Annotated in this window: 19 protein-coding genes; 15 read left to right on the top strand and 4 right to left on the bottom strand. The window is 66.4% G+C overall.

Annotation, left to right across the window (positions count from 1 at the left end):
* The first annotated feature begins 92 nt into the window (after window positions 1–92).
* From H4W27_RS05245 to thiD, 5 genes are all read left to right on the top strand, one after another.
* Window positions 93–1,067: an AEC family transporter gene (locus H4W27_RS05245; protein ID WP_225939292.1), complete on the top strand. Its 975-nt coding sequence runs from the start codon at window positions 93–95 to the stop codon at window positions 1,065–1,067.
* A gap of 136 nt (window positions 1,068–1,203) precedes the next feature.
* Entirely contained in the window at window positions 1,204–2,436 is a 1,233-nt protein-coding gene (gene chrA / locus H4W27_RS05240; protein ID WP_192594992.1) for a chromate efflux transporter, read from the top strand.
* A 131-nt stretch (window positions 2,437–2,567) separates the two neighbouring features.
* A complete protein-coding gene (locus H4W27_RS05235; RefSeq protein WP_192594991.1) occupies window positions 2,568–3,728 on the top strand; it encodes a DUF418 domain-containing protein in 1,161 nt (386 codons plus the stop codon).
* A gap of 12 nt (window positions 3,729–3,740) precedes the next feature.
* Window positions 3,741–5,537, top strand: a complete 1,797-nt coding sequence (locus H4W27_RS05230; protein ID WP_192594990.1) for a gamma-glutamyltransferase family protein — start codon at window positions 3,741–3,743, stop codon at window positions 5,535–5,537.
* 70 nt (window positions 5,538–5,607) lie between these two features.
* Window positions 5,608–6,471: a bifunctional hydroxymethylpyrimidine kinase/phosphomethylpyrimidine kinase gene (gene thiD, locus H4W27_RS05225; protein WP_192594989.1), complete on the top strand. Its 864-nt coding sequence runs from the start codon at window positions 5,608–5,610 to the stop codon at window positions 6,469–6,471.
* Between the two features lie 22 nt (window positions 6,472–6,493).
* Here thiD and H4W27_RS05220 read toward each other — a convergent pair whose 3' ends face one another.
* Entirely contained in the window at window positions 6,494–7,537 is a 1,044-nt protein-coding gene (locus tag H4W27_RS05220; protein WP_225939014.1) for a GTP pyrophosphokinase, read from the bottom strand.
* Window positions 7,538–7,773: 236 nt separating this feature from the next.
* Between H4W27_RS05220 and H4W27_RS05215 the strand changes: the two genes are divergently transcribed.
* The 7 genes from H4W27_RS05215 to H4W27_RS05185 all read left to right on the top strand — a co-directional run bounded on the left by H4W27_RS05215 (window position 7,774) and on the right by H4W27_RS05185 (window position 16,172).
* Window positions 7,774–9,561 (top strand): glycerol-3-phosphate dehydrogenase/oxidase, encoded by a 1,788-nt coding sequence (locus tag H4W27_RS05215; protein ID WP_192596444.1) that lies wholly within the window; start codon window positions 7,774–7,776, stop codon window positions 9,559–9,561.
* Window positions 9,562–11,163 carry a glycerol kinase GlpK gene (gene glpK, locus H4W27_RS05210; protein ID WP_192594988.1) on the top strand — a complete coding sequence of 534 codons (1,602 nt, stop codon included), beginning with the start codon at window positions 9,562–9,564 and terminating at the stop codon, window positions 11,161–11,163.
* A 279-nt stretch (window positions 11,164–11,442) separates the two neighbouring features.
* A complete protein-coding gene (gene nrdH, locus H4W27_RS05205; RefSeq protein ID WP_192594987.1) occupies window positions 11,443–11,694 on the top strand; it encodes a glutaredoxin-like protein NrdH in 252 nt (83 codons plus the stop codon).
* A gap of 7 nt (window positions 11,695–11,701) precedes the next feature.
* Complete coding sequence (gene nrdI / locus H4W27_RS05200) at window positions 11,702–12,130, top strand: class Ib ribonucleoside-diphosphate reductase assembly flavoprotein NrdI (protein ID WP_318782165.1); 429 nt, start codon at window positions 11,702–11,704, stop codon at window positions 12,128–12,130.
* Window positions 12,131–12,195: 65 nt separating this feature from the next.
* Window positions 12,196–14,316 (top strand): class 1b ribonucleoside-diphosphate reductase subunit alpha, encoded by a 2,121-nt coding sequence (gene nrdE, locus H4W27_RS05195; RefSeq protein ID WP_192596442.1) that lies wholly within the window; start codon window positions 12,196–12,198, stop codon window positions 14,314–14,316.
* A gap of 82 nt (window positions 14,317–14,398) precedes the next feature.
* Window positions 14,399–15,373 (top strand): class 1b ribonucleoside-diphosphate reductase subunit beta, encoded by a 975-nt coding sequence (gene nrdF / locus H4W27_RS05190; protein ID WP_192594986.1) that lies wholly within the window; start codon window positions 14,399–14,401, stop codon window positions 15,371–15,373.
* Between the two features lie 19 nt (window positions 15,374–15,392).
* Window positions 15,393–16,172 (top strand): lipoate--protein ligase family protein, encoded by a 780-nt coding sequence (locus tag H4W27_RS05185; RefSeq protein ID WP_192594985.1) that lies wholly within the window; start codon window positions 15,393–15,395, stop codon window positions 16,170–16,172.
* An 18-nt stretch (window positions 16,173–16,190) separates the two neighbouring features.
* Here H4W27_RS05185 and H4W27_RS05180 read toward each other — a convergent pair whose 3' ends face one another.
* The 3 genes from H4W27_RS05180 to H4W27_RS05170 all read right to left on the bottom strand — a co-directional run bounded on the left by H4W27_RS05180 (window position 16,191) and on the right by H4W27_RS05170 (window position 18,661).
* Window positions 16,191–16,847: an MBL fold metallo-hydrolase gene (locus H4W27_RS05180; RefSeq protein ID WP_192594984.1), complete on the bottom strand. Its 657-nt coding sequence runs from the start codon at window positions 16,845–16,847 to the stop codon at window positions 16,191–16,193.
* Window positions 16,848–16,853: 6 nt separating this feature from the next.
* A complete protein-coding gene (locus tag H4W27_RS05175; protein WP_192594983.1) occupies window positions 16,854–17,963 on the bottom strand; it encodes an S-(hydroxymethyl)mycothiol dehydrogenase in 1,110 nt (369 codons plus the stop codon).
* Window positions 17,964–18,049: 86 nt separating this feature from the next.
* Window positions 18,050–18,661, bottom strand: coding sequence for a vitamin K epoxide reductase family protein (locus H4W27_RS05170; protein WP_192594982.1), 612 nt, complete (start codon window positions 18,659–18,661; stop codon window positions 18,050–18,052).
* A 385-nt stretch (window positions 18,662–19,046) separates the two neighbouring features.
* Between H4W27_RS05170 and H4W27_RS05165 the strand changes: the two genes are divergently transcribed.
* The 3 genes from H4W27_RS05165 (at window position 19,047) to rpmA (ending at window position 22,774) form a co-directional block, all read left to right on the top strand.
* The gene (locus tag H4W27_RS05165; protein ID WP_192594981.1) at window positions 19,047–21,962 is read left to right on the top strand and encodes an Rne/Rng family ribonuclease; all 2,916 of its coding nucleotides are present in this window, start codon (window positions 19,047–19,049) and stop codon (window positions 21,960–21,962) included.
* A 196-nt stretch (window positions 21,963–22,158) separates the two neighbouring features.
* On the top strand, window positions 22,159–22,467 hold the full coding sequence (gene rplU, locus H4W27_RS05160) for a 50S ribosomal protein L21 (RefSeq protein ID WP_192596441.1): 309 nt from the start codon (window positions 22,159–22,161) through the stop codon (window positions 22,465–22,467).
* Between the two features lie 52 nt (window positions 22,468–22,519).
* Complete coding sequence (gene rpmA, locus H4W27_RS05155) at window positions 22,520–22,774, top strand: 50S ribosomal protein L27 (protein WP_192594980.1); 255 nt, start codon at window positions 22,520–22,522, stop codon at window positions 22,772–22,774.
* Window positions 22,775–22,793: the final 19 nt, after the last annotated feature.

The raw sequence follows: 22,793 nt of genomic DNA, 5'->3' as shown, positions 1-22,793 counted from the left end.
AGCCCCGCTCAGTCCGCCGCGCTCGGGAAACCGGAGACGCCGGAGACGCCTGCGCAGCAGGATGCTCTCTCGCCGGGGGCGCGGTGCTTGAGATGCTCGGGGTCATCGGCCCCATGTTCCTGGTGATCGCCGTGGGCTTCGCCGCAGGGTTCATCCCCAGATTCCGTGCCGGACAGGACCACCTCAACGGCTTCCTCTTCTACTTCGCGCTCCCCACCTTCCTCTACACCGCGATGGTCACTGCCCCGCCGACCGCGGGCTTTCCCGTCGCGTCAGTGGTGATCGTCGCCGTCGTGACACCGCTGGTCTCCATCGGGCTGTACTACGCCAGTTTTCTGCTCGGACCACGGGCCCGCGAGGGCGCGGCGGCCACGTCTCTGGCCGGCAGCTTCGGCAACGTCGGGTATTTCGGGATCCCGGTGGCGATCAGCGTGCTCGGACCTGAGGCGGGCCTCGCCGCGGGCATCGTGCACATGCTGCACAATCTGATCTACCTCAACGGCTATCCGCTGGTGCGAACGATCGCCCAGTCCCGCGACAGGACAGGCAACTCGGAGCGCAGCGGCATCAGCAATCTGCTGCGCACCCAGATAGTGCCGATCCTGAAGCGGGCGCTGCTGTTGAACCCGGTCTTCATCGCCATGGCACTCGCTCTGCTGGTGGTCTTCGGCCCGCTGCGGCTGCCAGCCGCCGTCGATGAGTCAGCGGGGCTGCTGGGGCAGACCGCCGTGCCGCTGGCGCTGTTCTGCGTGGGACTGGCTCTTCACCCGGCGATCGAGGGGATCCGCAGCGGAGGCGTCCCCAAGCGGTCCATCGCGCTGGGCACCGTGGGCAAGATCCTGCTGCTGCCGCTGCTCACCTGGCTCGCGGTGCTGCCCTTCGCCGCCCAGCTGGGACCGATCTGGGCGGGCACGCTGATCATCATCGCCGCGATGCCCTCCTCCACCACGGTCTACGTGTTCACCCAGCAGTACGAGGGAGACGGCCGACTGGCGGCGTCGATCCTGGTGACCAGCACGCTGGCCTGCCTGCTCACGCTCCCGCTGCTGGCCGGGCTGCTGCTCTGAGCCGCTCCTCGTCGATCCCGCAGACGCCGTCCACGGGCCGCGGGAGAGCACCAAGACCCGGCGACCCCGCCCGGCTGCCCTCGTGCCGTACACGAGTTCAGCTGCCGTTCATCTTTCTGGTCCAGTGTGTGCGCTGATGACTCAGCCTCCGCAGACACCCGCCGACGATCCCGGGGCCCCCGGGGCTCGCCACCCAGGGACGGTGACCGAGGTCTTCCTGATCTTCCTGCGCCTCGGCCTGACCTCCTTCGGGGGACCGGTGGCTCATCTGGCCTATTTCCGCGAGGCCTTCGTCACGCGCCGTCACTGGCTCAGCGAGAAGGCGTACGCGGACCTGGTCGCCCTGTGCCAGTTCCTGCCCGGTCCCGCCTCCAGCCAGGTCGGGATGGCGCTCGGGCTCCAGCGAGCCGGCTATGCGGGCATGGCGGCCGCCTGGTTCGCCTTCACGATGCCCTCCGTGGTGCTTCTGGTCGCCTTCGCCCACGGGGTCCAGCAGGTCGGCGACCTCAGCGACGCCGGCTGGATCCACGGGCTCAAGGCGGCCGCCGTGGCGGTGGTCGCGCATGCCGTGTTCGGCATGGCTCGCTCGCTGACTCCGGACGCACCACGGGCGAGCATCGCTGTCGGGGCGATGATCATCGTCCTGCTGGTCCCCAACCCCTTCATCCAGGTGGCTGCGATTCTCGCCGCCGGACTCGCGGGACTGCTCTGGCTGCGTCCCCGCGAATCCGGGCACGGCCAGGCCGATGCCTTCACCGTGCGGGTCTCGCGCCAGGTCTCGATCCTCTCGCTGAGCCTCTTCCTGGTGCTGCTCGCCGCTCTGCCGGTGCTCGCCGCGATCAGCGGCGGCGTCTGGATGTCCCTCACCGACTCCTTCTACCGCGCGGGTGCGCTGGTCTTCGGCGGCGGTCATGTGGTCCTGCCGCTGCTGCAGTCCGAGACCGTGCCGCAGATAGTCGACGCTGAGGTCTTCCTGGCCGGCTACGGGGCCGCACAGGCGGTGCCCGGTCCGCTGTTCACCTTCGCCGGCTTCCTCGGCGCCTCCAGCTCGGGCGGGCTCGCGGGCGCCGTCGTCGCGGTGCTGGCGATCTTCCTCCCCGCTGGGCTGCTGGTCCTGGCCGCCGTGCCGTTCTGGGAGCGTCTGCGCAGCGACAGCCGTGCACAGAAGGTCCTTCTGGGTGTCAATGCGGGGGTGGTGGGCATCCTGGCCGCCGCGCTGTACACCCCGGTGTTCACCACCGGGGTGCTCCAGGTGGGCATCGGGTCCCTGGTGCTCGCGATAGGGGCGTTCCTGGCGCTGAACAGCTGGCGCGTCCCTGCCTGGGCCGTGGTGGTCGCGGCTGGACTCATCGGCTGGGTCCTTCTGTGACCGGGCCCATGCCCTGAGCGGCGCCAGCCGCTGGGCAGCTGTGTCTGGCCGGGCACCCCCGCCGCGGACCTCCTGGAGAGGGGGTACAGTTTTGAGGTACCTGACCGTCCGGGCTAGGAGGACCCTGCCGCATGCTGAGCCCCCAAGCTCGCGGACTGAGTCGTCTGTATGCTCTCGATGTCGCCCGTGCTGCGGCCATCTTCGGCATGATCATCGTCAATGTGGGTCCCTACAACACTGACGGCTGGGCCTCATGGATCGTCCGCGCACTGAACGGGCGGGCGTCCATACTGTTCGTGGTGCTCGCCGGCATCGGAGTCAGCTTTCTGGCCCGCCGCGCACTCACCAAGGGCATCACTCGACGCAGCACCCTGCTGTGGCGCGGATTGCTGCTGCTGGCGCTGGGACTGGGACTGCAGGCCCTGGACCATGGCGTCAATGTGATCCTCCCGACCTATGCCGCGCTGTTCTTTCTCGCAGCGTTCATGGTCAAGATGCCCACCCGGTGGTTGTTCTGGTCGGCCACGGCTTCGGCGTTGCTGGGCCCGGTGCTCTGGATCCTGACCAGACAGTCCACGGACTTCCATATCGACCCCGCCCAGCTTGGCGATTCACCGTTCGAGATAGCCTCCGCCATCGTCATCTCGGGCCCCTATCCGTTGGTCGTATGGATCGCTCCCTTCTTCCTCGGGGTATGGCTCGGGCGCCAGCCCCTGGGCAGCGCCAAGATCCAGTGGAGACTCGTCTACATCGGGGCGATCGCCGGATTCGGTGCGTTTGGGGCCTCGCAGGTGCTCATCGGCGTGCTGGGTCAGCCCGATACCAGCGATGTTGACTTCGACCGGCTGATCTCCGCGGTGGGACATTCGCAGATGCCGCTGTGGCTGATCAGTGCCAGCGGGACAGCTGTGATGGTGCTCGGCATTCTGCTTCTCGTGGTGCCGCACTTCAACCAACGGATCCGCCTGCTGGTCGCGGTGGGTCAGATGCCGCTCACCGCCTATACCACCCACCTGGTGATCATCGCTCTGCTCATCCACCCGGGTCCGCAGGAGCCCGTGGAGGGGCTGCTGATCAGCTGTGCGATCATGCTGGCACTGATCCTCTTCGCCGTCGTATGGATCGCCAACCTGCGCTACGGACCGCTGGAAGCTTTGCTGCGCAAAGCTCCGGGGTTCCTGCGTGTGCACTACCGACTGCCGGAACGCCACCGCCGAAGGCAGTACGCCCGCCCCTATCCGCGGCGGGCCAAGCCCGGAACATCCATGGAGCAGAAGCCGACGCCTTCCTGAGGGAGACGAGACATGCAGCCACAGAACTTCCATCCGCACACCGATGACGCCGGCCGGCCCGGAGACAGGCGTCCCGGACCCAGGCGACAGGGCCCCGGCCTCGGCGGGTTCAGTGCTCCGAGATTCAGCCGCGTCGGACGCGGTGCGGCCCTTCTCGCCACGCTGGGCCTGCTCGTCTCCTGTGCCGCAGAAGAGGAGCCGCCCCCGCCCCCGGCGCCGAGCGAGGAGCCCGCCGAGCCGACCAGTGCCCCCGAACCTGCGGAGGAGGTCCTGTCTCAGCAGGGCGTCAGCGCCGGCAATGAGCTGGCGGTCCAGGTCGGGGAGGACGTGCTGGCCGAGGGTGGAAACTCCGTGGACGCCGCGATCGCCACCGCCTTCGCCATGGGCGTGGTGGAGCCCTACGCCTCCGGTCTGGGCGGGGGCGGCTCGGTGGTCATCGCCGGTCAGGAAGGGGACCCCTTGTTCTACGACTATCGCGAAGAGGTGGGCGTGGACGGGGAGATCCCAGAGACCGGGGTTGGGGTGCCCGGATTCGTCGCCGGCATGGGACGACTCCACGAGGAGCACGGAAGCCTGGACTGGGATCAGCTCCTCGAGCCGGCCCAGCAGCTGGCGGCAGAGGGCTTCGAGGTCTACGACTTCCTGGCGACCCGCATGACCGAGGACCTCGGGCCCGAGGCCATCGAAGGGGTCGAGCCCTTCGAGGCCGACGGCGAGCCGCTGGCGGCCGGAGAGCAGCTCGTGCAGACCGAGCTGGCCTCCACTCTCGAGACCCTGGCCGGGGAGGGCTGGGAGGCCTTCTACACCGGCAGCCTGGTGCAGGAGCTGACCCAGGTCGAAGGCATCGATGAGCAGACCCTCGCACAGTACGAGGTCACGCTCTCGGACCCGGTCTCCGGCGAGTTCGGAGACTACGGCGTGCTCGCGGCCGCACCCGCGCTGCCTGGTGTGGCCCTCGTGCAGCTGCTGCAGGTGGCGGAGGCCCAGGGCATCGCTGAGATGGAGCCCGATTCCGCTGAGTACATCGAGACGCTCTCGGATGCCTGGCTGGTGGCGGAGGCGACCGTGCTCACCCAGCTCGGCGATCCCGCCTTTGTGGAGGTCCCGACCGAGGAGATCACCGATCCGGAGGCCAACGCGCAGATCGACCTCTCCTCCCTGCCCGCCGAGCAGGACGCGCAAGACCAGCAGCAGGAACAAGAGCAGCAGGAGCGACAGACGACGGCGGCAGGCCGCGCCCCGATCGATGCCAACACCACCCACATCTCGGTGGTGGACGACGACGGCATCATGGTCTCGATGACCAACACCCTCACGAACTTCTGGGGAGCGGGTGAGACCACGAACGGCTTCTTCCTGAACAACCAGCTCAGCCGTTTCGAGGCCGTGGACTCCCCGGCGAACCGTCCCGAACCGGGACGCCGGTCGGTCACCTGGTCGATGCCGACGATCATCGTCGACGATCAGCAGCGCCCGGTGCTCGGCATCGGCACTCCTGGCGGCAATCAGATCCTGAACATCATGGGCACGGTCCTCACCCAGTGGGGACTCCATGGCGCCTCGCTGCAGGAGTCCTTCGACGGGCTCCGCTTCCGTCTCGACGACCAGACCAGCACGCTCTTCGTGGATGACGAGCCCGCCGCACAGACCAGGCAGGAGCTCGAGGATCTCGGCTGGGAGCTCCAGGTCTGGCCCGACGAGTGGGGCGGATTCGGCTCGGTCCAGGCGCTGGAGGTGGACTATGACACCGGAGAGATCACCGGCGCCGTCGATGACCGCAGGGTCGGCGCCTACTCGGTGCTGGACTGAAGGCGGCTGGACCGGACTGGACCGGAGTGGACGGGGCTGGAGTCGGGTTCCGGGCGATTAGCATGGGGCCATGAGCACCACGTCGCCGCGCAGCGTTCCGAACCTCCTGTCCATCGCCGGAACCGACCCCACCGGCGGTGCCGGGATACAGGCCGATCTGAAGAGCTTCGCAGCCCATCGCGGCTACGGGATGTGCGTCGTGACGGCCCTGGTCGCGCAGAACACCCAGGGCGTGCGGGAGATCCATCTGCCGCCGGTGAGCTTTCTGCGCGCCCAGCTCGACGCAGTCTCCGACGATGTCGCCATCGATGCGATCAAGATCGGCATGCTCGGCACCGCGGAGGTCATCACCGCCGTGGGGGACTGGCTCGACGCCACCTGGGACGGCACCTCGGCCCCGCCGCTGCTCGTCCTGGATCCCGTCATGGTCGCCACCTCCGGCGACCGGCTGCTGGACAGCGCCGCCGAATCGGCGCTCATCGATTTTCTGCACCGGGCGGATCTGATCACGCCCAATGTCCCGGAGCTGGCGCTGCTCGCCGACGGGGAAGCGGCGAGGGATCCCGAGGAGCTCATCACTCAGGCACGCAGGGTGGCAGACCTGCACCGGGTGGTGGTGCTGGCCAAGGGCGGACACCTGGACGACGCCTCTGCGCAGGAGCTCGTCGTGGACACGCTGGTCTTCCCCGCCGACGAGGGTGCGCGACCGAGCGAGGAGCAGTTCACCTCGCCGCGGATCCACACGAAGAACACCCACGGCACCGGATGCTCCGTCTCAGCGGCGCTGGCCGCCCTGGCCGCTCGCGGACTCGACTGGACCGAGGCCCTGCCCGTGGTGAAGGACTGGATGACCGCCGCGCTGGAGGAGTCCCGGAGCCTGGACGTGGGCCACGGACACGGCCCCATCCAGCACTTCGCCGAGCTGTGGCGCTGAGCCGGAACCCCCGCGGTCCGGGCTAGTTCTGCGGGGCCTCGTCGGATCCGCCTGCGTGCCTGGCGATGTCCTCCCATTTCCAGGTGGTGCCCATGGGGTCATCCGAGGGGAACCAGGGCCCCGCGGTCGCACGATCGCTGGGAGTCGGTCCCGTGGCGCCCTGACCGGAGACCGGAGCCTGGTCCTTCAGCGCGGTCACGCGGTCCCTGATCGAGGCCATCTGCGCATCCAGCGCCGCCGCCTGGACCGCGGCGTCACGCAGCTCGTCCAGGATGTCACCGGGGACCTCGCCGTCGTAGGTGTAGTAGATCTTGTGTTCCAGGGAGGCCCAGAAGTCCATGGCCACCGTGCGGATCTGCACCTCGACGTAGACGAACTCGGTGCGGTTGGAGAGGAAGACGGGCACCTGGACGATAACGTGCAGGCTCTGATACCCGTTCACCTTGGGCTTGCTGATGTAGTCCTTGACCTCCACCACGCGCAGATCCGGCTGGCTGCACAGCATCTCCGCGACCCAGTAGGCGTCGGAGACGAAGGAGCAGGTGATCCGGATCCCGGCGATATCCCGGATGGAGTGCCGGATGCTCTCCAGCGTGGGTTCACACCCGTAGCGCTGGACCTTGTCGAGGATCCGGTCCAGGGACTTGAGCCGGTAGTTCACATGTTCGATCGGTGAGTAGTCGCGCGTGTGCTCGAACTCCTCGCGCAGCACGTTGATCTTGGTCAGGACCTCGTCCATGCCGAACTTGTAGTGCAGCTGGAACTCGGTGAGCTGACGCCTGATGTCGGCCATCCGCACGGCCACATCCTCGCCCGTGTTCCCCGAGCTGCTGTGAAGCTGGGAGACCAGCTGCTGATATACGTTGCCCCCGACGTCCCGGCCGTCCTCCGCGGACCTGCTGCCGGTCTCTCTGGTGCTGCCCTGCCGGTCCCGCGCGGCGGGCCGATGCCGGGTGAGATCTCTGCCGCCGCGCTTGCGCCCCTCGCCGTGCAGGGAGGCCGCGCCCGAAACCCCCTCGGACGGGAGAAACTGACTGTCAGGGGCCGGAGCGCGTCCAGGGGACATGGGGAAGGATCTCCTCGAGGGTCAGGAACTCGTCAACGCGACGCTGCGCGACTCCGATCATGGGACCGGTGGTTCGATTCTCGACCCTAGGTGCCCAGTCTGTGAAGTCCCCCGACGGTTTCTGTCCGAGCGACGGATCGAGGCCGACGGATAGTCTGGATGCACAGCGATCAAGGAGGCGATCAGTGAAATCCACCCCACTGGATCAGAAGGCGCGCGTCCAGGCCTGGAATTCCATGGCCCGGACGAGCCCGGAGAATCCCCTGGACATCCTCATCGTCGGAGGGGGAGTGGTCGGCGCCGCGGCGGCCTTCGACGCCGCCACCCGAGGCCTGGACGTCGCTCTGGTGGAGGCCCGCGATTTCGGTGAGGGCACCTCCTCCCGGTCCTCGCGTCTGGTGCACGGCGGACTGCGCTATCTGCAGATGCTGGACTTCAAGCTGGTGGCCGAGGCGCTGCGGGAGCGCGACCTGCTGCTCACCCACACCGCGCCGCATCTGGTGCGCGCGCTGCCGTTCATCTTCCCCTTCGAGAAGCGCGTGATCGAGCGTGCCTTCATCGGCTCCGGGGTGACGCTCTACGACGCGCTGCAGCTGCGCTCGGCCGGCCGGCGCACGCCCGGCTCCTCGCGCGGATGGTGGTCACGGCGTGCGGTGCCCTTCCACCGGCACCTGAGCCGCACGAAGCTGCGCCATCGCTTTCCCGGCCTCGATGAGGAACGGTTCATCGGCGCGCTGGAATACTTCGACGCGCAGGTCGACGACGCTCGGCTGGTGCTGACACTCGCACGCTCGGCGCACAGCCTGGGCGCGCAGCTGGCCAGTCGGACCGAAGCCGTGGACTACCTCCGCGATGACACGGGCCGTGTGATCGGTGCCCGGCTGCGTGATCTCGAGACCGGGCAGGAGGCTGATGTCCACGCCAGGGAGACGATCCTGGCCACCGGGGTCTGGACCGGGGCCCAGCAGGAGGCCGCAGGAACGGGGACGGGGCTGCAGGTGCGCGCCTCCAAGGGCATCCACATCACGGTTCCGCGCCGGGCCATCGCCGCCGTGGGCGATGTCGGAGTCATCTCGCAGACGGAGAAGTCCGTGCTGTTCATCATCCCCATGCGAGACGTCTGGGCCATCGGCACCACAGACACCGCATGGCGCCAGCCGGTGGACGCCCCGGCCCCCACCCGGCAGGACATCCGCTACATCCTCGACCATGCCAATGCGGTCCTCGGCGAGAATCTCCAGGAGAGCGACGTGCTGGGAACCTGGGCAGGTCTGCGCCCGCTGGTCCAGCCCGTCGCGGCCGAGGAGACCTCCTCGGCGAAGGTGTCCCGGGAGCACACCGTGATGCAGCTGGCAGAGGGCCTCACCGGCGTCGCCGGCGGCAAGCTCACCACCTACCGGGTGATGGCCCAGGACGTCATCGACTTCGCCTGCCGCGGGACTTTCACGGATCGGCGCAGCCTGACCGAGTCGATCCCGCTGCTCGGCGCCCAGGGCTACTCAGACTGGAAGAACCGCACCGCCGAGCTCGTCTTCAGCCACGGCTTCAGCCGTGACCGGGTGGACCGGCTGCTGAACCGCTATGGCAGCCTGCTCGGTGAGCTGCTCGAGCTCATCGACGCCGATCCCTCCCTGGTTCGGCCGCTGGCGAAGGCTCCCGAGCATCTGCGCGCCGAGATCGCCTATGCCGTGCTCCACGAGGGCGCGCTGCACGTGGATGACCTGCTCTCCCGCCGAACCCGGCTCTTCCAGGAGACCGCCGATCGCGGCCTCGGTGCCCTGGATGAGGTGCTGGACCTGGCCGCGGGGCTGCTCGGCTGGAACGCCGAACGGATCGCCGCCGAGCGGCACAGCTACGAGCTGCTGGTCCGCGCCCAGCGTGCGGCCGAGGAGTCTGAGGACGACGCCTCCGCGGCGGCCCTGCTCCAGCAGGCACAGTCCCAGCCCACGTGGGCGCCGCAGCCGTCCCGGCGAGCCGGTCACGCCTCGGCTCAGCAGCCGCACCTGCAGAAGGAAGGGATCTAGATGGAACAGTTCGTCCTGTCCGTGGATCAGGGGACCACCTCCACCCGCGCGGTGATCTTCAACCATGCCGCGGAGTCCGTGGGCAGCAGTCAGAAAGAGCATGAACAGCACTTTCCCCAGGCCGGCTGGGTGGAGCACGATGCGATGGAGATCTGGAGGAACACCCGGGAGGTGATCGGGCGTGCCCTGGCCGATGCTGATATCAGCAAGCACCAGCTGGCCGCCGTGGGGCTCACCAACCAGCGGGAGACCACCGTGGTCTGGGACCGGGCCACCGGGCGTCCCGTGCACCGCGCGATCGTCTGGCAGGACATCCGCACCCAGGGGATCTGCGACGAGCTCGCCCGCGCCGGCGCTGCTGAGGCGGGGGAGTCCGGAGAGGCTGGAGCGTCTGGAGAGGCTGGAGCGGCAGACTATGACCGGTTCAAGGACCGCACCGGACTGCCGCTGACCACCTATTTCGCCGGACCCAAGATCCGTTGGATCCTGGACCACGTCGACGGCGCACGCGAGCGCGCCGAGGCGGGGGAGCTTCTCTTCGGGACCATGGACACCTGGCTGCTGTGGAATCTGACCGGCGGAAAGGACACCGGGATCCACCTCACCGACGTCACCAATGCCTCACGGACGCTGCTGATGAACATCGACACCCTGGACTGGAATGAGGAGATCTGCGCCGAGATCGGGATCCCGGTGCCGATGCTTCCGCAGATCCGCAGCTCCTCCGAGGTCTACGGCCATGGCGACTCACGGTCGCTGGTGATGGACGTGCCGCTGGCCGGCATCCTGGGGGACCAGCATGCCGCGACCTTCGGCCAGGCCTGCTTCGAGCCGGGTCAGGGCAAGAACACCTACGGCACCGGAAATTTCATGCTGATGAACACCGGGGCAGACATCGTCCGCGATGAGCGTGGGCTGCTGACCACGGTGGCCTACCAGCTGGGGGGAGCAGACCCGGTCTACGCACTGGAGGGTTCGATCGCCGTCACCGGTTCGCTGATCCAATGGCTGCGCGACAACCTGGGGATCATCTCCGACGCCGCTGAATCCGAGACCCGCGCGAAGCGGGTCCAGGACACCGGCGGGTGCTTCATCGTCCCCGCCTTCTCCGGGCTCTTTGCCCCTTACTGGCGGCCCGAGGCGCGCGGAGTCTTCGTGGGCCTGACCCGCTATGTCAACGCGGATCACATCTGCCGCGCAGCTCTGGAGGCTGTGGCCTTCCAGTCCGGGGAGGTGGTCGAGTCCATGAACGCCTCCGCCGCCGCGGAGCTCGAAGAGCTGAAGGTCGATGGCGGCATGGTGGTCAACGAGACGCTGATGCAGCTGCAGGCGGACATCCTCGGCGTCGATGTGGTCAGACCCAAGGTCATCGAGACCACGGCGCTGGGCGCCGCCTACGCCGCTGGAATCGCAGTGGGGTTCTGGGACGGCACCGAAGACGTGGTCGCGAACTGGAGCGAGGACAGGCGCTGGGTCCCCACCTGGGACCAGCAGGAGCGCACCCGGCGGATGAAGCAGTGGCGCAAGGCGGTCACGCGGTCCTTCGACTGGATCGAATCCGAGACCCAGACCACAACATCTAGTGATGCAGTGACCACATAGCCTCAACATCTGCGGCATTCGTGTCGAGACACGCCGAGACACGCGGGCGGCCGAGAAACTTCTCCTCGGGAGTACGGGGCTCCACAGCTGTGGAGGAGAGCGGGCGCACCCGGCTGGTTCCGCGCCATATCAACGAAGTCATGATCCACAGGTCCTGTGGACCGCCGGTGGAGAACTACACGGGTGTGAGTACAGCATCTAGTGGCCAGTGATATCTCCCGACCCAAGATGTAGTATTGGAGCATCGTTAGAACACCACGGAAAACATCGGGGAGCCACATGTCTGTCACTGTCTACACCAAGCCCGCCTGCGTCCAGTGCAACGCGACGTATCGCGCCCTGGACAAGAACGGCGTGACCTATGAGACCGTCGACATCACCCAGGACGCCGAGGCGCTCGAGCGGCTTCGGGCGCTCGGATACATGCAGGCTCCCGTGGTGATCACCGAGGCCGACCACTGGTCCGGCTTCCGCCCCGACAAGATCTCCGAGCTGGCCGGCCGGCACGCTGCGATCAGCTCGGTCGCCTGATGCAGCCGTGAACACCTCAGCCAAGCTGATCTACTTCTCCTCGGTGTCGAACAACACCCACCGATTCGTGGAGAAGCTGAAGGGCTCCGGCTGGGAGGTCGCGAGACTTCCGCTGCGCACCAAGGACGAGACCCTGTCCGCGGAGGAGCCCTTCGTTCTGGTCCTGCCGTCCTATGGGGCAGATGCGGGAGCGGGTTCGGTTCCCAAACAGGTCATCAAGTTCCTCAACGTCGAGACCAACAGGAACCTGCTGCGCGGCGTGATCGGCGCCGGAAACACGAATTTTCATGAGAGTTACTGCATCGCCGGGGACATCGTCGCCGCCAAGTGCGGGGTCCCTCATCTGTACAGATTTGAACTGATGGGCACACGCGAAGACGTCTCCACGGTGAACAAGGGATTGGAAGAGTTTTGGAAACAGCAGTCAAGCCTCTGAACGACGCCAGCACAGCACAGGCTCCGCGCGGCACGGACCACCGGGATGCTCCGCTGGCCAAAGTGATGCCCGCCCAGTGGCAGGGCCTGAGCTATCACGAGCTCAACGCCATGCTGAACCTCTACGGCAGCGAGGGCGAGATCCAGTTCGAGGCGGACCAGCTCGCGGCCCGTCAGTACTTCTTGGACCACGTGAACACCAACACCGTCTTCTTCCACAATCTTGAGGAGAAGCTGGGCTACCTGGTCGAGAACGAGTACTACGAGCCAGAGACCCTCGAGCAGTATTCCCAGGAGTTCATCCGGTCCATCTTCGATCGGGCCTATGCCGCGAAGTTCCGCTTCCCCACCTTCCTGGGTGCCTTCAAGTTCTACACCTCCTACGCGCTGAAGACCTTCGACGGCGACCGCTACCTGGAGCGCTACGAGGACCGTGTCACCATGGTCGCGCTGCATCTGGCCCGCGGCGACGAGCAGCTGGCGTGCCGGATGGTCGATGAGATGATCTCCGGGCGATTCCAGCCCGCCACTCCGACCTTCTTGAACTCCGGGAAGAAGCAGCGCGGCGAGCTGGTCTCCTGCTTCCTGCTGCGCATCGAGGACAACATGGAGTCCATTGCGCGTGCCATCAACTCCTCCCTGCAGCTCTCCAAGCGCGGGGGAGGCGTGGCGCTGTCACTGACCAACATCCGGGAGAACGGCGCCCCGATCAAGCACATCCAGAACCAGTCCTCCGGGGTCATCCCGGTGATGAAGCTGCTGGAAGACTCCTTCTCCTACGCCAACCAGCTCGGCGCACGCCAGGGCGCCGGCGCGGTCTACCTCAACGCTCACCACCCGGACATCTTCCGCTTCCTCGACACCAAGCGGGAGAACGCAGACGAGAAGATCCGGATCAAGACGCTCTCGCTGGGCGTGGTCGTCCCCGACATCACCTTCGAGCTGGCCAAGAAGAACGAACCGATGTACCTGTTCAGCCCCTATGACGTGGAGCGCGTCTACGGCAAGGCGTTCAGCGAGATCTCGGTGACCGAGAAGTACCACGAGATGGTCGACGACGCGCGGATCCGCAAGACCAAGATCAACGCCCGCGAGTTCTTCCAGACCCTGGCCGAGATCCAGTTCGAGTCCGGCTACCCGTATGTGATGTTCGAAGACACGGTCAACCGCGCGAACCCGATCGCCGGCCGGATCTCCATGTCCAACCTGTGCTCAGAGATCCTGCAGGTCTCGGAGCCCAGCAAGTACGCCGACGATCTGAGCTACTCCGAGATCGGCAAGGACATCTCCTGCAACCTGGGCTCGATGAACATCGCCAAGGCGATGGACTCCCCGGACTTCGGACAGACCATCGAGACGGCGATCCGCACGCTGACCGCGGTCTCAGACATGTCCTACATCAACTCGGTGCCCTCCATCGCTGAAGGCAACCGGCGTTCCCACGCGATCGGTCTGGGGCAGATGAACCTGCACGGCTACCTGGCGCGGGAGCGGGTCCACTACGGCTCCGAAGAGGGCATCGACTTCACCAACATCTACTTCTACACGGTGCTGTACCACGCGCTGCGCTCCTCGAACAAGCTCTCGATCGAGACCGGAGAGCGCTTCGACGGCTTCGAGAACTCGCAGTACGCCACCGGCAAGTTCTTCGAGAAGTACACCGATCAGGTGTGGGCGCCGTCGACCGAGAAGGTCCGCGAGCTCTTCGACCACGTGAGCATCCCCACCCAGGCCGACTGGATGGAGCTCAAGGCCTCCGTCATGGCCCACGGCATCTACAACCAGAACCTGCAGGCGGTTCCGCCCACCGGTTCGATCTCCTACATCAACAACTCGACCTCCTCGATCCACCCAGTGGCTTCGAAGATCGAGATCCGCAAGGAGGGCAAGCTCGGGCGCGTCTATTACCCGGCGCCCTATCTCACCAACGACAACCTGGAGTACTACCAGGATGCCTATGAGATCGGGTACGAGAAGATCATCGACACCTACGCCGCTGCCACCCAGCACGTGGACCAGGGCCTGTCACTGACGCTGTTCTTCAAGGACACCGCCAGCACCCGCGACATCAACAAGGCCCAGATCTACGCATGGCGCAAGGGCATCAAGACCCTCTACTACATCCGCCTGCGCCAGCTCGCGCTCGAAGGCACCGAGGTCGACGGCTGCGTCTCCTGCATGCTGTGATCCGCCGCGGTCTTGACCCGCTGCACGGATCATCTGGCCAGACCCGGCACCACACGCTTCTTCTAGAAAGAGACTCCTGACGTTGACACCATCTAAAGCGCTCCTCGAGCACGTCGAGGCGATCAACTGGAACCGCCTCGAGGACGAGAAGGACAGCGAGGTCTGGAACCGGCTGGTCAACAACTTCTGGCTGCCGGAGAAGATCCCGCTCTCCAACGACGTCCAGTCCTGGGCAACGCTGACCCAGGAGGAGAAGACCCTCACCATGCGGGTCTTCACCGGACTGACGCTGCTGGACACCATCCAGGGAACCGTCGGCGCCGTCGCGCTGATCCCCCATGCGCTGACCCAGCATGAGGAGGCGGTGATGACCAACATCTCCTTCATGGAGTCGGTCCACGCCAAGTCCTACTCGCAGATCTTCTCCACCCTGTGTTCCACCAAGGAGATCGACGAGGCCTTCCGCTGGTCCAGGGAGAACGCGAACCTGCAGCGCAAGGCGCAGATCGTCATGGACTACTACCACGGTGATGACGGACTCAAGAAGCGGGTGGCCTCCACCATCCTGGAGTCCTTCCTCTTCTACTCCGGGTTCTACCTGCCGATGCACTGGTCCTCGCGTGCGAAGCTGACCAACACCGCCGACATCATCCGGCTGATCATCCGGGACGAGGCCGTGCACGGCTACTACATCGGCTACAAGTACCAGCGCGCCCTGGAGCGCGAGACTCCGGAGCGCCAGCAGGAGCTCAAGGACTACACCTACGAGCTGATGTACGAGCTCTACGAGAACGAGCTGCAGTACACCCACGACCTCTACGACGGGGTGGGTCTCAGCGAGGACGTCAAGAAGTTCCTGCACTACAACGCCAACAAGGCCCTGATGAACCTGGGCTACGAGGCGATGTTCCCCAAAGAGATCAGCGACGTGAACCCGGCGATCCTCTCCGCGCTGAGCCCCAACGCCGATGAGAATCACGACTTCTTCTCCGGCTCAGGCTCCTCCTACGTGATCGGCAAGGCCGAGGAGACCGAGGACGACGACTGGGACTTCTGAGTCGAGCAGAGACGAAGAGATGACGTACACGGGCCGGCTCCAGGTCTACCGGCAGCCCACCAGCGGTGGTGCTCAGGCGGATCTGGAGCTGGCCGTTGCGCTGTTGCAGCGGACCCGGGCCCGGACCGGCTCAGAATCCGCAGGGACATCGCCGCTGCTCAGGCTCTATCGTCCTGAACCCACTGTGGCGTTCGGCCAGCGCGACCAGCGGCTGGAAGGGTTCGACGACGCGGCGGAGGCGTGCCGCCGCTCGGGGTTCACCCCGCTGGTGCGCCGCGCCGGGGGTCGCGCGGCGGCCTATCACCGGGGATCCCTGGTCGTCGACCACATCGAACCGGACGCCGACCCGATCCGTGAGTCCCAGGCGCGCTTCACGGCCTTCGGGGAGCTTCTGCGGGACGCGCTGCAGGAGGTGGGCATCGCTGCGCGACTGGGGGCGATCCCGGGGGAGTACTGCCCGGGCGCGCACTCGGTGCACGGCATCTCACTGACGGACCCCGATCGACGGATCAAGCTCATCGGCACCGCACAGCGCGTGATCGGCTCCGGATGGCTGTTCTCCTCCTCGATCATCGTGGAGGACGGAGCCTCGATTCGTCGGGTGCTCTCCGAGGCGTACGCGGCGCTCGGGCTTGCCTGGGATCCGCTGACCGCGGGTTCGGCGAGCGAGCTCGGCGTCGAGGTCACGGTGGACCAGGTCGAAGAGGCCGTGCTCGATGTCTACCGCCGACATTGGACGCTGGAAGAGATCGGCGAACCTTCGCCGATCGCTCCCAGCGTCACTGCCCCGCGCGGCTGACTGCTCACTTGCCGCTGATCATTCTCCGCGGTCGATCCACTCCTGCAGGTGGGGCGCCTCCGCGCCGATCGTGGTCGATGGGCCGTGCCCGGTGTTCACCAGGGTCTCCGTGGGAAGCTCCTGGAACAACCGCGTCCTGATCGATTCGATGATCGTCTCAAAGCTCGAGAAGGATCGTCCCGTCGCTCCTGGACCACCGGAGAAGAGCGTGTCCCCGGAGAACAGCACCGGCTGGACCGCGCCGTCGGGCCCCGCGAGGGAGGACGCGTAGAAGCACGTGGAGCCGGGGGAGTGCCCGGGAGTATGGATCGCGATCAGCTGCACGTCGCCCACTGTGAAGACGTCGCCGTCGCTGACCTCCACATCCGGAACAGTGCCCTCATGGACCGCGTCCCAGAGCATGTGATCCTCAGGGTTCAGGTGGATCCGTCCACCGATCCGCTTCTGCACCTCAAGCGCCTGGCTGATGTGATCATCATGTCCATGGGTGAGCAGGATGGCGCTGACGGCTCGTTCGCCCACGGCGCCCACCACCGCGTCGGTGTCATGGGCGGGGTCGATCACGATGACCTCGTTCTCGTCACCGATGATCCAGACGTTGTTGTCCACCTCCCAGGTGCCGCCGTCGAGGGAGAACGTTCCGGAGGTGACAAGGTTCTCAAAGCTGGTGCTCATGGGTCCTCAATTCGTCGTGGGGGACTGAAGCTCGACCACGGAGCGCAGCACTTCGCCGCGGTTCATGGTCTCGAACGCCTCCTGGACCTGGTCCAGTGCCACACGTTCGGTGACGAACGCGTCCAGGTCGAGATTTCCGCTGCGGTAGTGGCTGACCAGCATCGGGAAGTCCCGCGAGGGCAGGCAGTCGCCGTACCACGAGGACTTCAGCGATCCGCCGCGTCCGAACACATCGGCCAGGGGCAGCTCGAGGGTGTGCGAGGGATCGGGCACACCCACCAGGACCACTCGACCCGCGAGGTCCCGCGCGTAGAAGGCCTGCCGATAGGTCTCGGGGCGACCCACTGCGTCGATCACCAGGTCGGCACCGAAGCCGCCGGTGAGTTCACGGATGCGTTCCACGACATCGGCCTCGCCGGGGTTCACCGTGTGGGTTGCGCCCAGCTCTGCGGCCTTGGCGAGCTTCCGCTCATCCAGGTCCACCGCGATGATGGTGGTCGCGCCGGCCAGCTTCGCGCCGAGCACGGCGGCGGTGCCGACACCTCCGACGCCGATGACCGCGACGGACTCGCCGCGCTTGACCTCACCGGTATTGATCGCAGCGCCGATGCCGGCCATGATGCCGCAGCCCAGCAGTCCGACGGCGGCGTTGGACTCTGCGGGGAGGTCCTGGACGACGGTGCACTGTCCGGCCGCCACCAGGGTCTTCTCGGCGAAGGCGCCGATTCCCAGCGCCGCCTCGAGCTCGGTGCCGTCGGTGAGCGTCATCTTCTGCTCGGCATTGTGGGTGTCGAAGCAGTACTGCGGCTGGCCCTTGCGACACGCCCGGCATTCGCCGCAGACGGCGCGCCAGTTCAGGATGACGGTGTCTCCGACCTTGACGCTGGTGACACCCTCCCCGATCAGCGAGACGCGACCAGTGGCCTCATGGCCCAGAAGATAGGGGAAGTTGTCGCCCACCTCGCCCTGCTGGTAGTGCTGGTCCGTCTGGCACACGCCACAGGTCAGCACATCGACGACGACCTCGCCGACGCCGGGATCCGGCACGATGATCTGCTCGAGAACGGCAGGGCCGTTCTTCTCTTTGACGACGACGGCGTTCACGGTCTGGGACATAGTCAGCCCTCCATATCAGCAGGTCTCAGGTGAAGCGGGGTTTGCTTGCCTGATTCCACGATATCCCAGGGCCGCGCGGGCGGTCCTCAGCCGATGAAGGCGTTCGGGAACGCCACGATGATGCTGGCTGCCACCACCAGATAGATCAGCACGATGATGACCCACCACCAGTCGGCAGAGATCCTCCGCAGGCCCGGACCTGCAGGAATCGCGCCGTTGGCGATGTTGCCGGCGGTGACGACGACGAACATCGGAATCACGGCGGCCCACACGACCATGCAGTACGGGCACAGGACCCCGATGGAGTACACGGCCTGGGACCACAGCCAGATGCAGAACGCCAGGGCGAAGGTCACTCCCGCCTGAAGTCCCAACCAGTACCAGCGGGGCAGCTGCACCCGTCCCAGGATGGTCACCGCCACGAGCATGGCCAGCGGGAAGCCCACCACCCCGAGGAAGATGTTCGGAAAGCCGAAGGTGGAGGCCTGCCAGGAGTCCATCACCAGACCGCAGGAGACCCAGGGATTGATGTCACATGCCGTGGTGTAGTCGGTGTCGCGCCAGAGCTCGATGCGTTCGCGCATCAGCAGCATGCTGGCCACCGCGCCGACCGCCGCGGTCAGCAGCAGCCACACCCCGACGCCTCGAGGTGAAGCGATGCGGGGCTGGGTGCGCTGATCTGCGGGGTGAACGGCCATGCGGGGATTCTACGCAGGAATGCTGAAGGGGTATGCGATACTGAATGGCATCGGCGAGCGGACCACACCCGCAGACCGAGAAGGCTTGCACGCCACCGCCCCGGGATCATCGAATTGTCGCTGTGTATCAGAACTCACAGCAGATGCTCAGGAGTGGTGCGTAGCCGCTGGAAGGCCGCGCAGAGCGCGCTCCGCAAATCATCAGGAGCAGCGCCCGGAACGCCAGTGGAGCTAGAACATAGGTTTGAGACAACATAAATACGTGGACTGAGCAGGTCGCACCCGTCGTGAGAACCAGGGGCAACGCGACCGGCTGGATCCACCTAAGCAGAGCCGCGGACGCGGTGAGTGTGGCACCGTGGGAGCGGTCAGGAGCAATTCCATAATGGCCCACACCGAGACCCCCGCAGATGACACAGCGGGCAACAACGACATCTTCAACCCCTTCAGCCCTCCTCCAGCGCCGAAGAGCGGACCCGAGTCCTCATCAGAGCCCGCGCCGGAATCCTCGAAGTCTCCGGATGCCCCGGTGGCCGACCCGATCAACGTCTTGTTCCAGGCACCTGATCTGGCCACGGCACAGCCCAGGACGAGTCGCCGCGCCGGCAAGGATGCTGAGTCACGATCAGACTCCGCGAACCGCGACTCCGCTGACGAGGCTCAGGACGACGCCCGCAGGAGCGGCTCGCAGAACCGCGACTCTGAGGACCGTGACCGCCAGAACCGCGACCCTGAGAACCGCGACCCTGAGGACCGTGACTCGCAGGACCGGGACCCGCAGGGCAGCGACACCGAGGATGAAGACGGATCGGGTCGCCGGTCCCGCCGCAAGCGTCGCCGCGGCGGACGGAACAAGAACCGCGGCTCCGACTCCGATTCCACCGAGTCCGACAGTGATTCGGCCGAGGAGAACACCGGGCAGTCCTCTGCGCGGACGACCGAGCAGAACTCCGGCGAGGAGGGCTCCCGCCGCGGGTCCGCCTCCAAGAGCTCCAAGCAGGCCGACGCCTCGGGCGACGCCGGCGAGCCCCATGACGCCGATGACCGCGAGTCCAGCGCCAGCGATGACGAGGGGCCGGTGATACGCAAGCGTCGTCGTCGTCGCCGCGGGTCCGCAGACCTGGAAGTCGAGTCCAACGAGGACGATGCGCACACCGTCACCCGGGTGCGCGCGCCCCGCGAGGCCGCCGAAGCTCCGGCGTCGAACAAGGTCACCGGGCTCAAGGGCTCGACCCGGCTGGAGGCCAAGCGGCAGCGCCGCAGGTCCTCCCGCGACACCGGTCGGCGCCGTCAGGTGATCACCGAGGCGGAGTTCCTCGCGCGCCGGGAATCAGTGGACCGCAAGATGATCGTGCGCCAGCGCGGGGAGCGGATCCAGATCGGTGTGCTCGAAGACGGGGTGCTCGCCGAGCACTATGTCTCGCACACCACGCAGGATTCACTGATCGGCAACGTATACCTGGGCAAGGTCCAGAACGTGCTGCCCTCCATGGAGGCCGCGTTCGTCGACATCGGACGCGGGCGCAACGCTGTGCTCTACGCCGGCGAAGTCGACTGGGCCGCCTCCCGCCTGGGCGGGGGCCCCCGCAAGATCGAGAATGCGCTGAAGTCCGGGGACTCCGTCCTGGTCCAGGTCACCAAGGACCCGGTCGGACACAAGGGTGCCCGACTGACGAGCCAGATCTCGCTTCCGGGCCGCTACCTGGTGTTCGTGCCGGGCGGCTCCATGACCGGGATCTCCCGCAAGCTTCCCGACACCGAGCGCGCGCGGCTGAAGAAGGTCCTCAAGGACCACATGCCCGACAACGCCGGGGTCATCGTGCGCACCGCGGCCGAAGGCGCTTCCGAGGAGGAGCTCACCAATGACATCAACCGTCTGCGGGCGCTCTGGGAGCAGATCCAGAGCCAGACCGGGGACAAGAAGGTGCTCGCACCCGAGCTGTTCTACGCCGAGCCCGATCTGACCATCAAGGTGGTCCGGGACGTCTTCAATGAGGACTTCTCCTCCATGGAGGTTCAGGGGGAGGAGACCTGGGACAACATCGAGGCGTATGTGACCTACGTGGCTCCCCACCTGCTCGACAGGCTGAAGCAGTGGCTGCCCGAAGAGCACAACTCCGATGACATCTTCGCCGAGCACCGCATCGACGAGCAGCTGAACAAGGCGCTCGAGCGGAAGGTGAATCTCCCCTCCGGCGGTTCGCTGGTCTTCGACCGCACCGAGGCGATGACAGTGGTGGACGTCAACACCGGCAAGTTCACCGGCTCCGGCGGCAACCTCGAAGAGACCGTCACGAAGAACAACCTCGAGGCGGCTGAGGAGCTCGTCCGCCAGCTGCGGCTGCGCGACATCGGCGGCATCATCGTGATCGACTTCATCGACATGGTCCTCGAGGCCAACCGTGACCTGGTGCTGCGTCGCATGGTCGAGTGCCTGGGACGTGACCGGACGAAGCATCAGGTCGCCGAGGTCACCTCGCTGGGCCTGGTTCAGATGACCCGCAAACGGATGGGCACAGGGCTGCTGGAGGTCTTCTCTGAGGACTGCCAGCACTGCGCCGGTCGCGGGGTGGTCACCCAGTCAGAGCCCGTGGAGCACCGCGGCGCCTACACCTCCCACGGTGAGCAGCAGAACTCCAAGCCCGCCAAGAAGCGGCGTAAGGGCAGAAGCCGTCGTGACGACGAGCCCGACTCCCAGCAGTCGACCCCCGAGGTGGACCCGCAGGAGAAGGAGAAGCAGGAGAAGGCGCGACAGGCTCTGGCCCAGGTCGCCGCCGCCACAGCGAGCAAGCACGCCGAGGAGGAGGAACAGAGTTCCCCCGCCGAGAGCGCGCCGCAGCAGTCCCGCGGGTCACGCAGGGGTCGACGCAGCGCCAGCCAGCCCGCAGGCGGCACCGGCCAGGCGACCGGCGAGCACTCCACGGCAGAAGTGCTGAGGATCGGTGGCGAAGAGGTGCCGCTGCCTCGCGCTGAGAAGAACGAGGCAGCCGACGCCCAGCCGAAGGCCGAGGCTGCCGAGGCCAAGCAGGTGTCTCTGGACACCCTGGGTCAGGCGCTGGACTCCCGCGAGCCACGCACTCCGGCGAAGCCCGCCAGGCGCCGTCGTCGTGCGGCGGGGTCTGTCCAGGGCGCGTCAGGAGAGGTCCAGCAGATCGCGGCCCCCGAGAAGCCGACGAGCACGTCCTTCTCCTCCGCGGCGGCGGAGAAGCCGAGCGAGAAGGCTCAGCCGAAGGCCCCCGCCAGCGAGCCCGTCATGCTCGGCGTCGGGGTCAAGGCCGAAGAGATCGCACGGCCCGAGTGAGCACTCGACCGGGCCCGTTCACTCGGGCTCGGTCGACTTGCTGTCACCTCACTGTTGGCGTAAAGTAGATCCCTGGTGTCATAGGCACCAGCATGTCTTCCGTGCAGATCAGCAGCAGGAATCTCGTCAAGGGATCCCGCCGGTGATGTGCACGATTGGTTCAGTCCGAATGATCATCGAGAGAAGTGAGTCCCAAGTGGTGTACGCGATTGTCCGCGCTGGCGGCCGCCAGGAAAAGGTTTCCGTCGGAGACCTCGTGACCGTTGACCGCGTCCCGGCCGCGGCAGGCAGCACCATTAAGCTGCCGGCAGTGATGCTGGTGGACGGGGACAAGGTCACTACCGCAGCTGATGAGCTCTCCAAGGTGTCGGTCGAGGCCGAGGTCCTGGAGAACATCCGCGGTAAGAAGATCGTCATTGAGAAGTTCAAGAACAAGACCGGCTACCGCAAGCGCCAGGGTCACCGTTCAGAACTCACCCGCATCAAGGTGACCTCGATCGCCTGAGGCGATCAAGGTTCGCAGATCCCCCGTTCTTCCCTGAGAGGCAGGCAGCCCAATGGCACATAAAAAAGGCGCGAGCTCTACTCGCAACGGCCGCGATTCCAACGCCCAGTATCTGGGTGTGAAGCGCTTCGGCGGTCAGACCGTCAACGCTGGTGAGATCCTGATCCGCCAGCGCGGCACCAAGTTCCACCCCGGCATCAATGTCGGACGCGGTGGCGACGACACCCTCTTCGCACTGTCGAACGGAGCTGTCGAGTTCGGCAGCCGTCGCGGTCGGAAGGTCGTCAACATCGTCCCAGCAGCCTGATCCAGGCCAGCACAGACGT

Source organism: Nesterenkonia lutea (assembly GCF_014873955.1).
GTDB lineage: Bacteria > Actinomycetota > Actinomycetes > Actinomycetales > Micrococcaceae > Nesterenkonia > Nesterenkonia lutea.
This window is presented reverse-complemented; position numbering and strand designations above follow the sequence as displayed.

Bases quoted from the DNA above. Each gene is read 5' to 3' on its own strand.
- H4W27_RS05245 (WP_225939292.1), top strand. From the start codon at position 93: ATGCTCGGGGTCATCGGCCCCATGTTCCTGGTGATCGCCGTGGGCTTC.
- chrA (WP_192594992.1), top strand. From the start codon at position 1,204: ATGACTCAGCCTCCGCAGACACCCGCCGACGATCCCGGGGCCCCCGGG.
- H4W27_RS05235 (WP_192594991.1), top strand. From the start codon at position 2,568: ATGCTGAGCCCCCAAGCTCGCGGACTGAGTCGTCTGTATGCTCTCGAT.
- H4W27_RS05230 (WP_192594990.1), top strand. From the start codon at position 3,741: ATGCAGCCACAGAACTTCCATCCGCACACCGATGACGCCGGCCGGCCC.
- thiD (WP_192594989.1), top strand. From the start codon at position 5,608: ATGAGCACCACGTCGCCGCGCAGCGTTCCGAACCTCCTGTCCATCGCC.
- H4W27_RS05220 (WP_225939014.1), bottom strand. From the start codon at position 7,537: ATGTCCCCTGGACGCGCTCCGGCCCCTGACAGTCAGTTTCTCCCGTCC.
- H4W27_RS05215 (WP_192596444.1), top strand. From the start codon at position 7,774: ATGGCCCGGACGAGCCCGGAGAATCCCCTGGACATCCTCATCGTCGGA.
- glpK (WP_192594988.1), top strand. From the start codon at position 9,562: ATGGAACAGTTCGTCCTGTCCGTGGATCAGGGGACCACCTCCACCCGC.
- nrdH (WP_192594987.1), top strand. From the start codon at position 11,443: ATGTCTGTCACTGTCTACACCAAGCCCGCCTGCGTCCAGTGCAACGCG.
- nrdE (WP_192596442.1), top strand. From the start codon at position 12,196: ATGCCCGCCCAGTGGCAGGGCCTGAGCTATCACGAGCTCAACGCCATG.
- H4W27_RS05185 (WP_192594985.1), top strand. From the start codon at position 15,393: ATGACGTACACGGGCCGGCTCCAGGTCTACCGGCAGCCCACCAGCGGT.
- H4W27_RS05180 (WP_192594984.1), bottom strand. From the start codon at position 16,847: ATGAGCACCAGCTTTGAGAACCTTGTCACCTCCGGAACGTTCTCCCTC.
- H4W27_RS05175 (WP_192594983.1), bottom strand. From the start codon at position 17,963: ATGTCCCAGACCGTGAACGCCGTCGTCGTCAAAGAGAAGAACGGCCCT.
- H4W27_RS05170 (WP_192594982.1), bottom strand. From the start codon at position 18,661: ATGGCCGTTCACCCCGCAGATCAGCGCACCCAGCCCCGCATCGCTTCA.
- H4W27_RS05165 (WP_192594981.1), top strand. From the start codon at position 19,047: ATGGCCCACACCGAGACCCCCGCAGATGACACAGCGGGCAACAACGAC.
- rpmA (WP_192594980.1), top strand. From the start codon at position 22,520: ATGGCACATAAAAAAGGCGCGAGCTCTACTCGCAACGGCCGCGATTCC.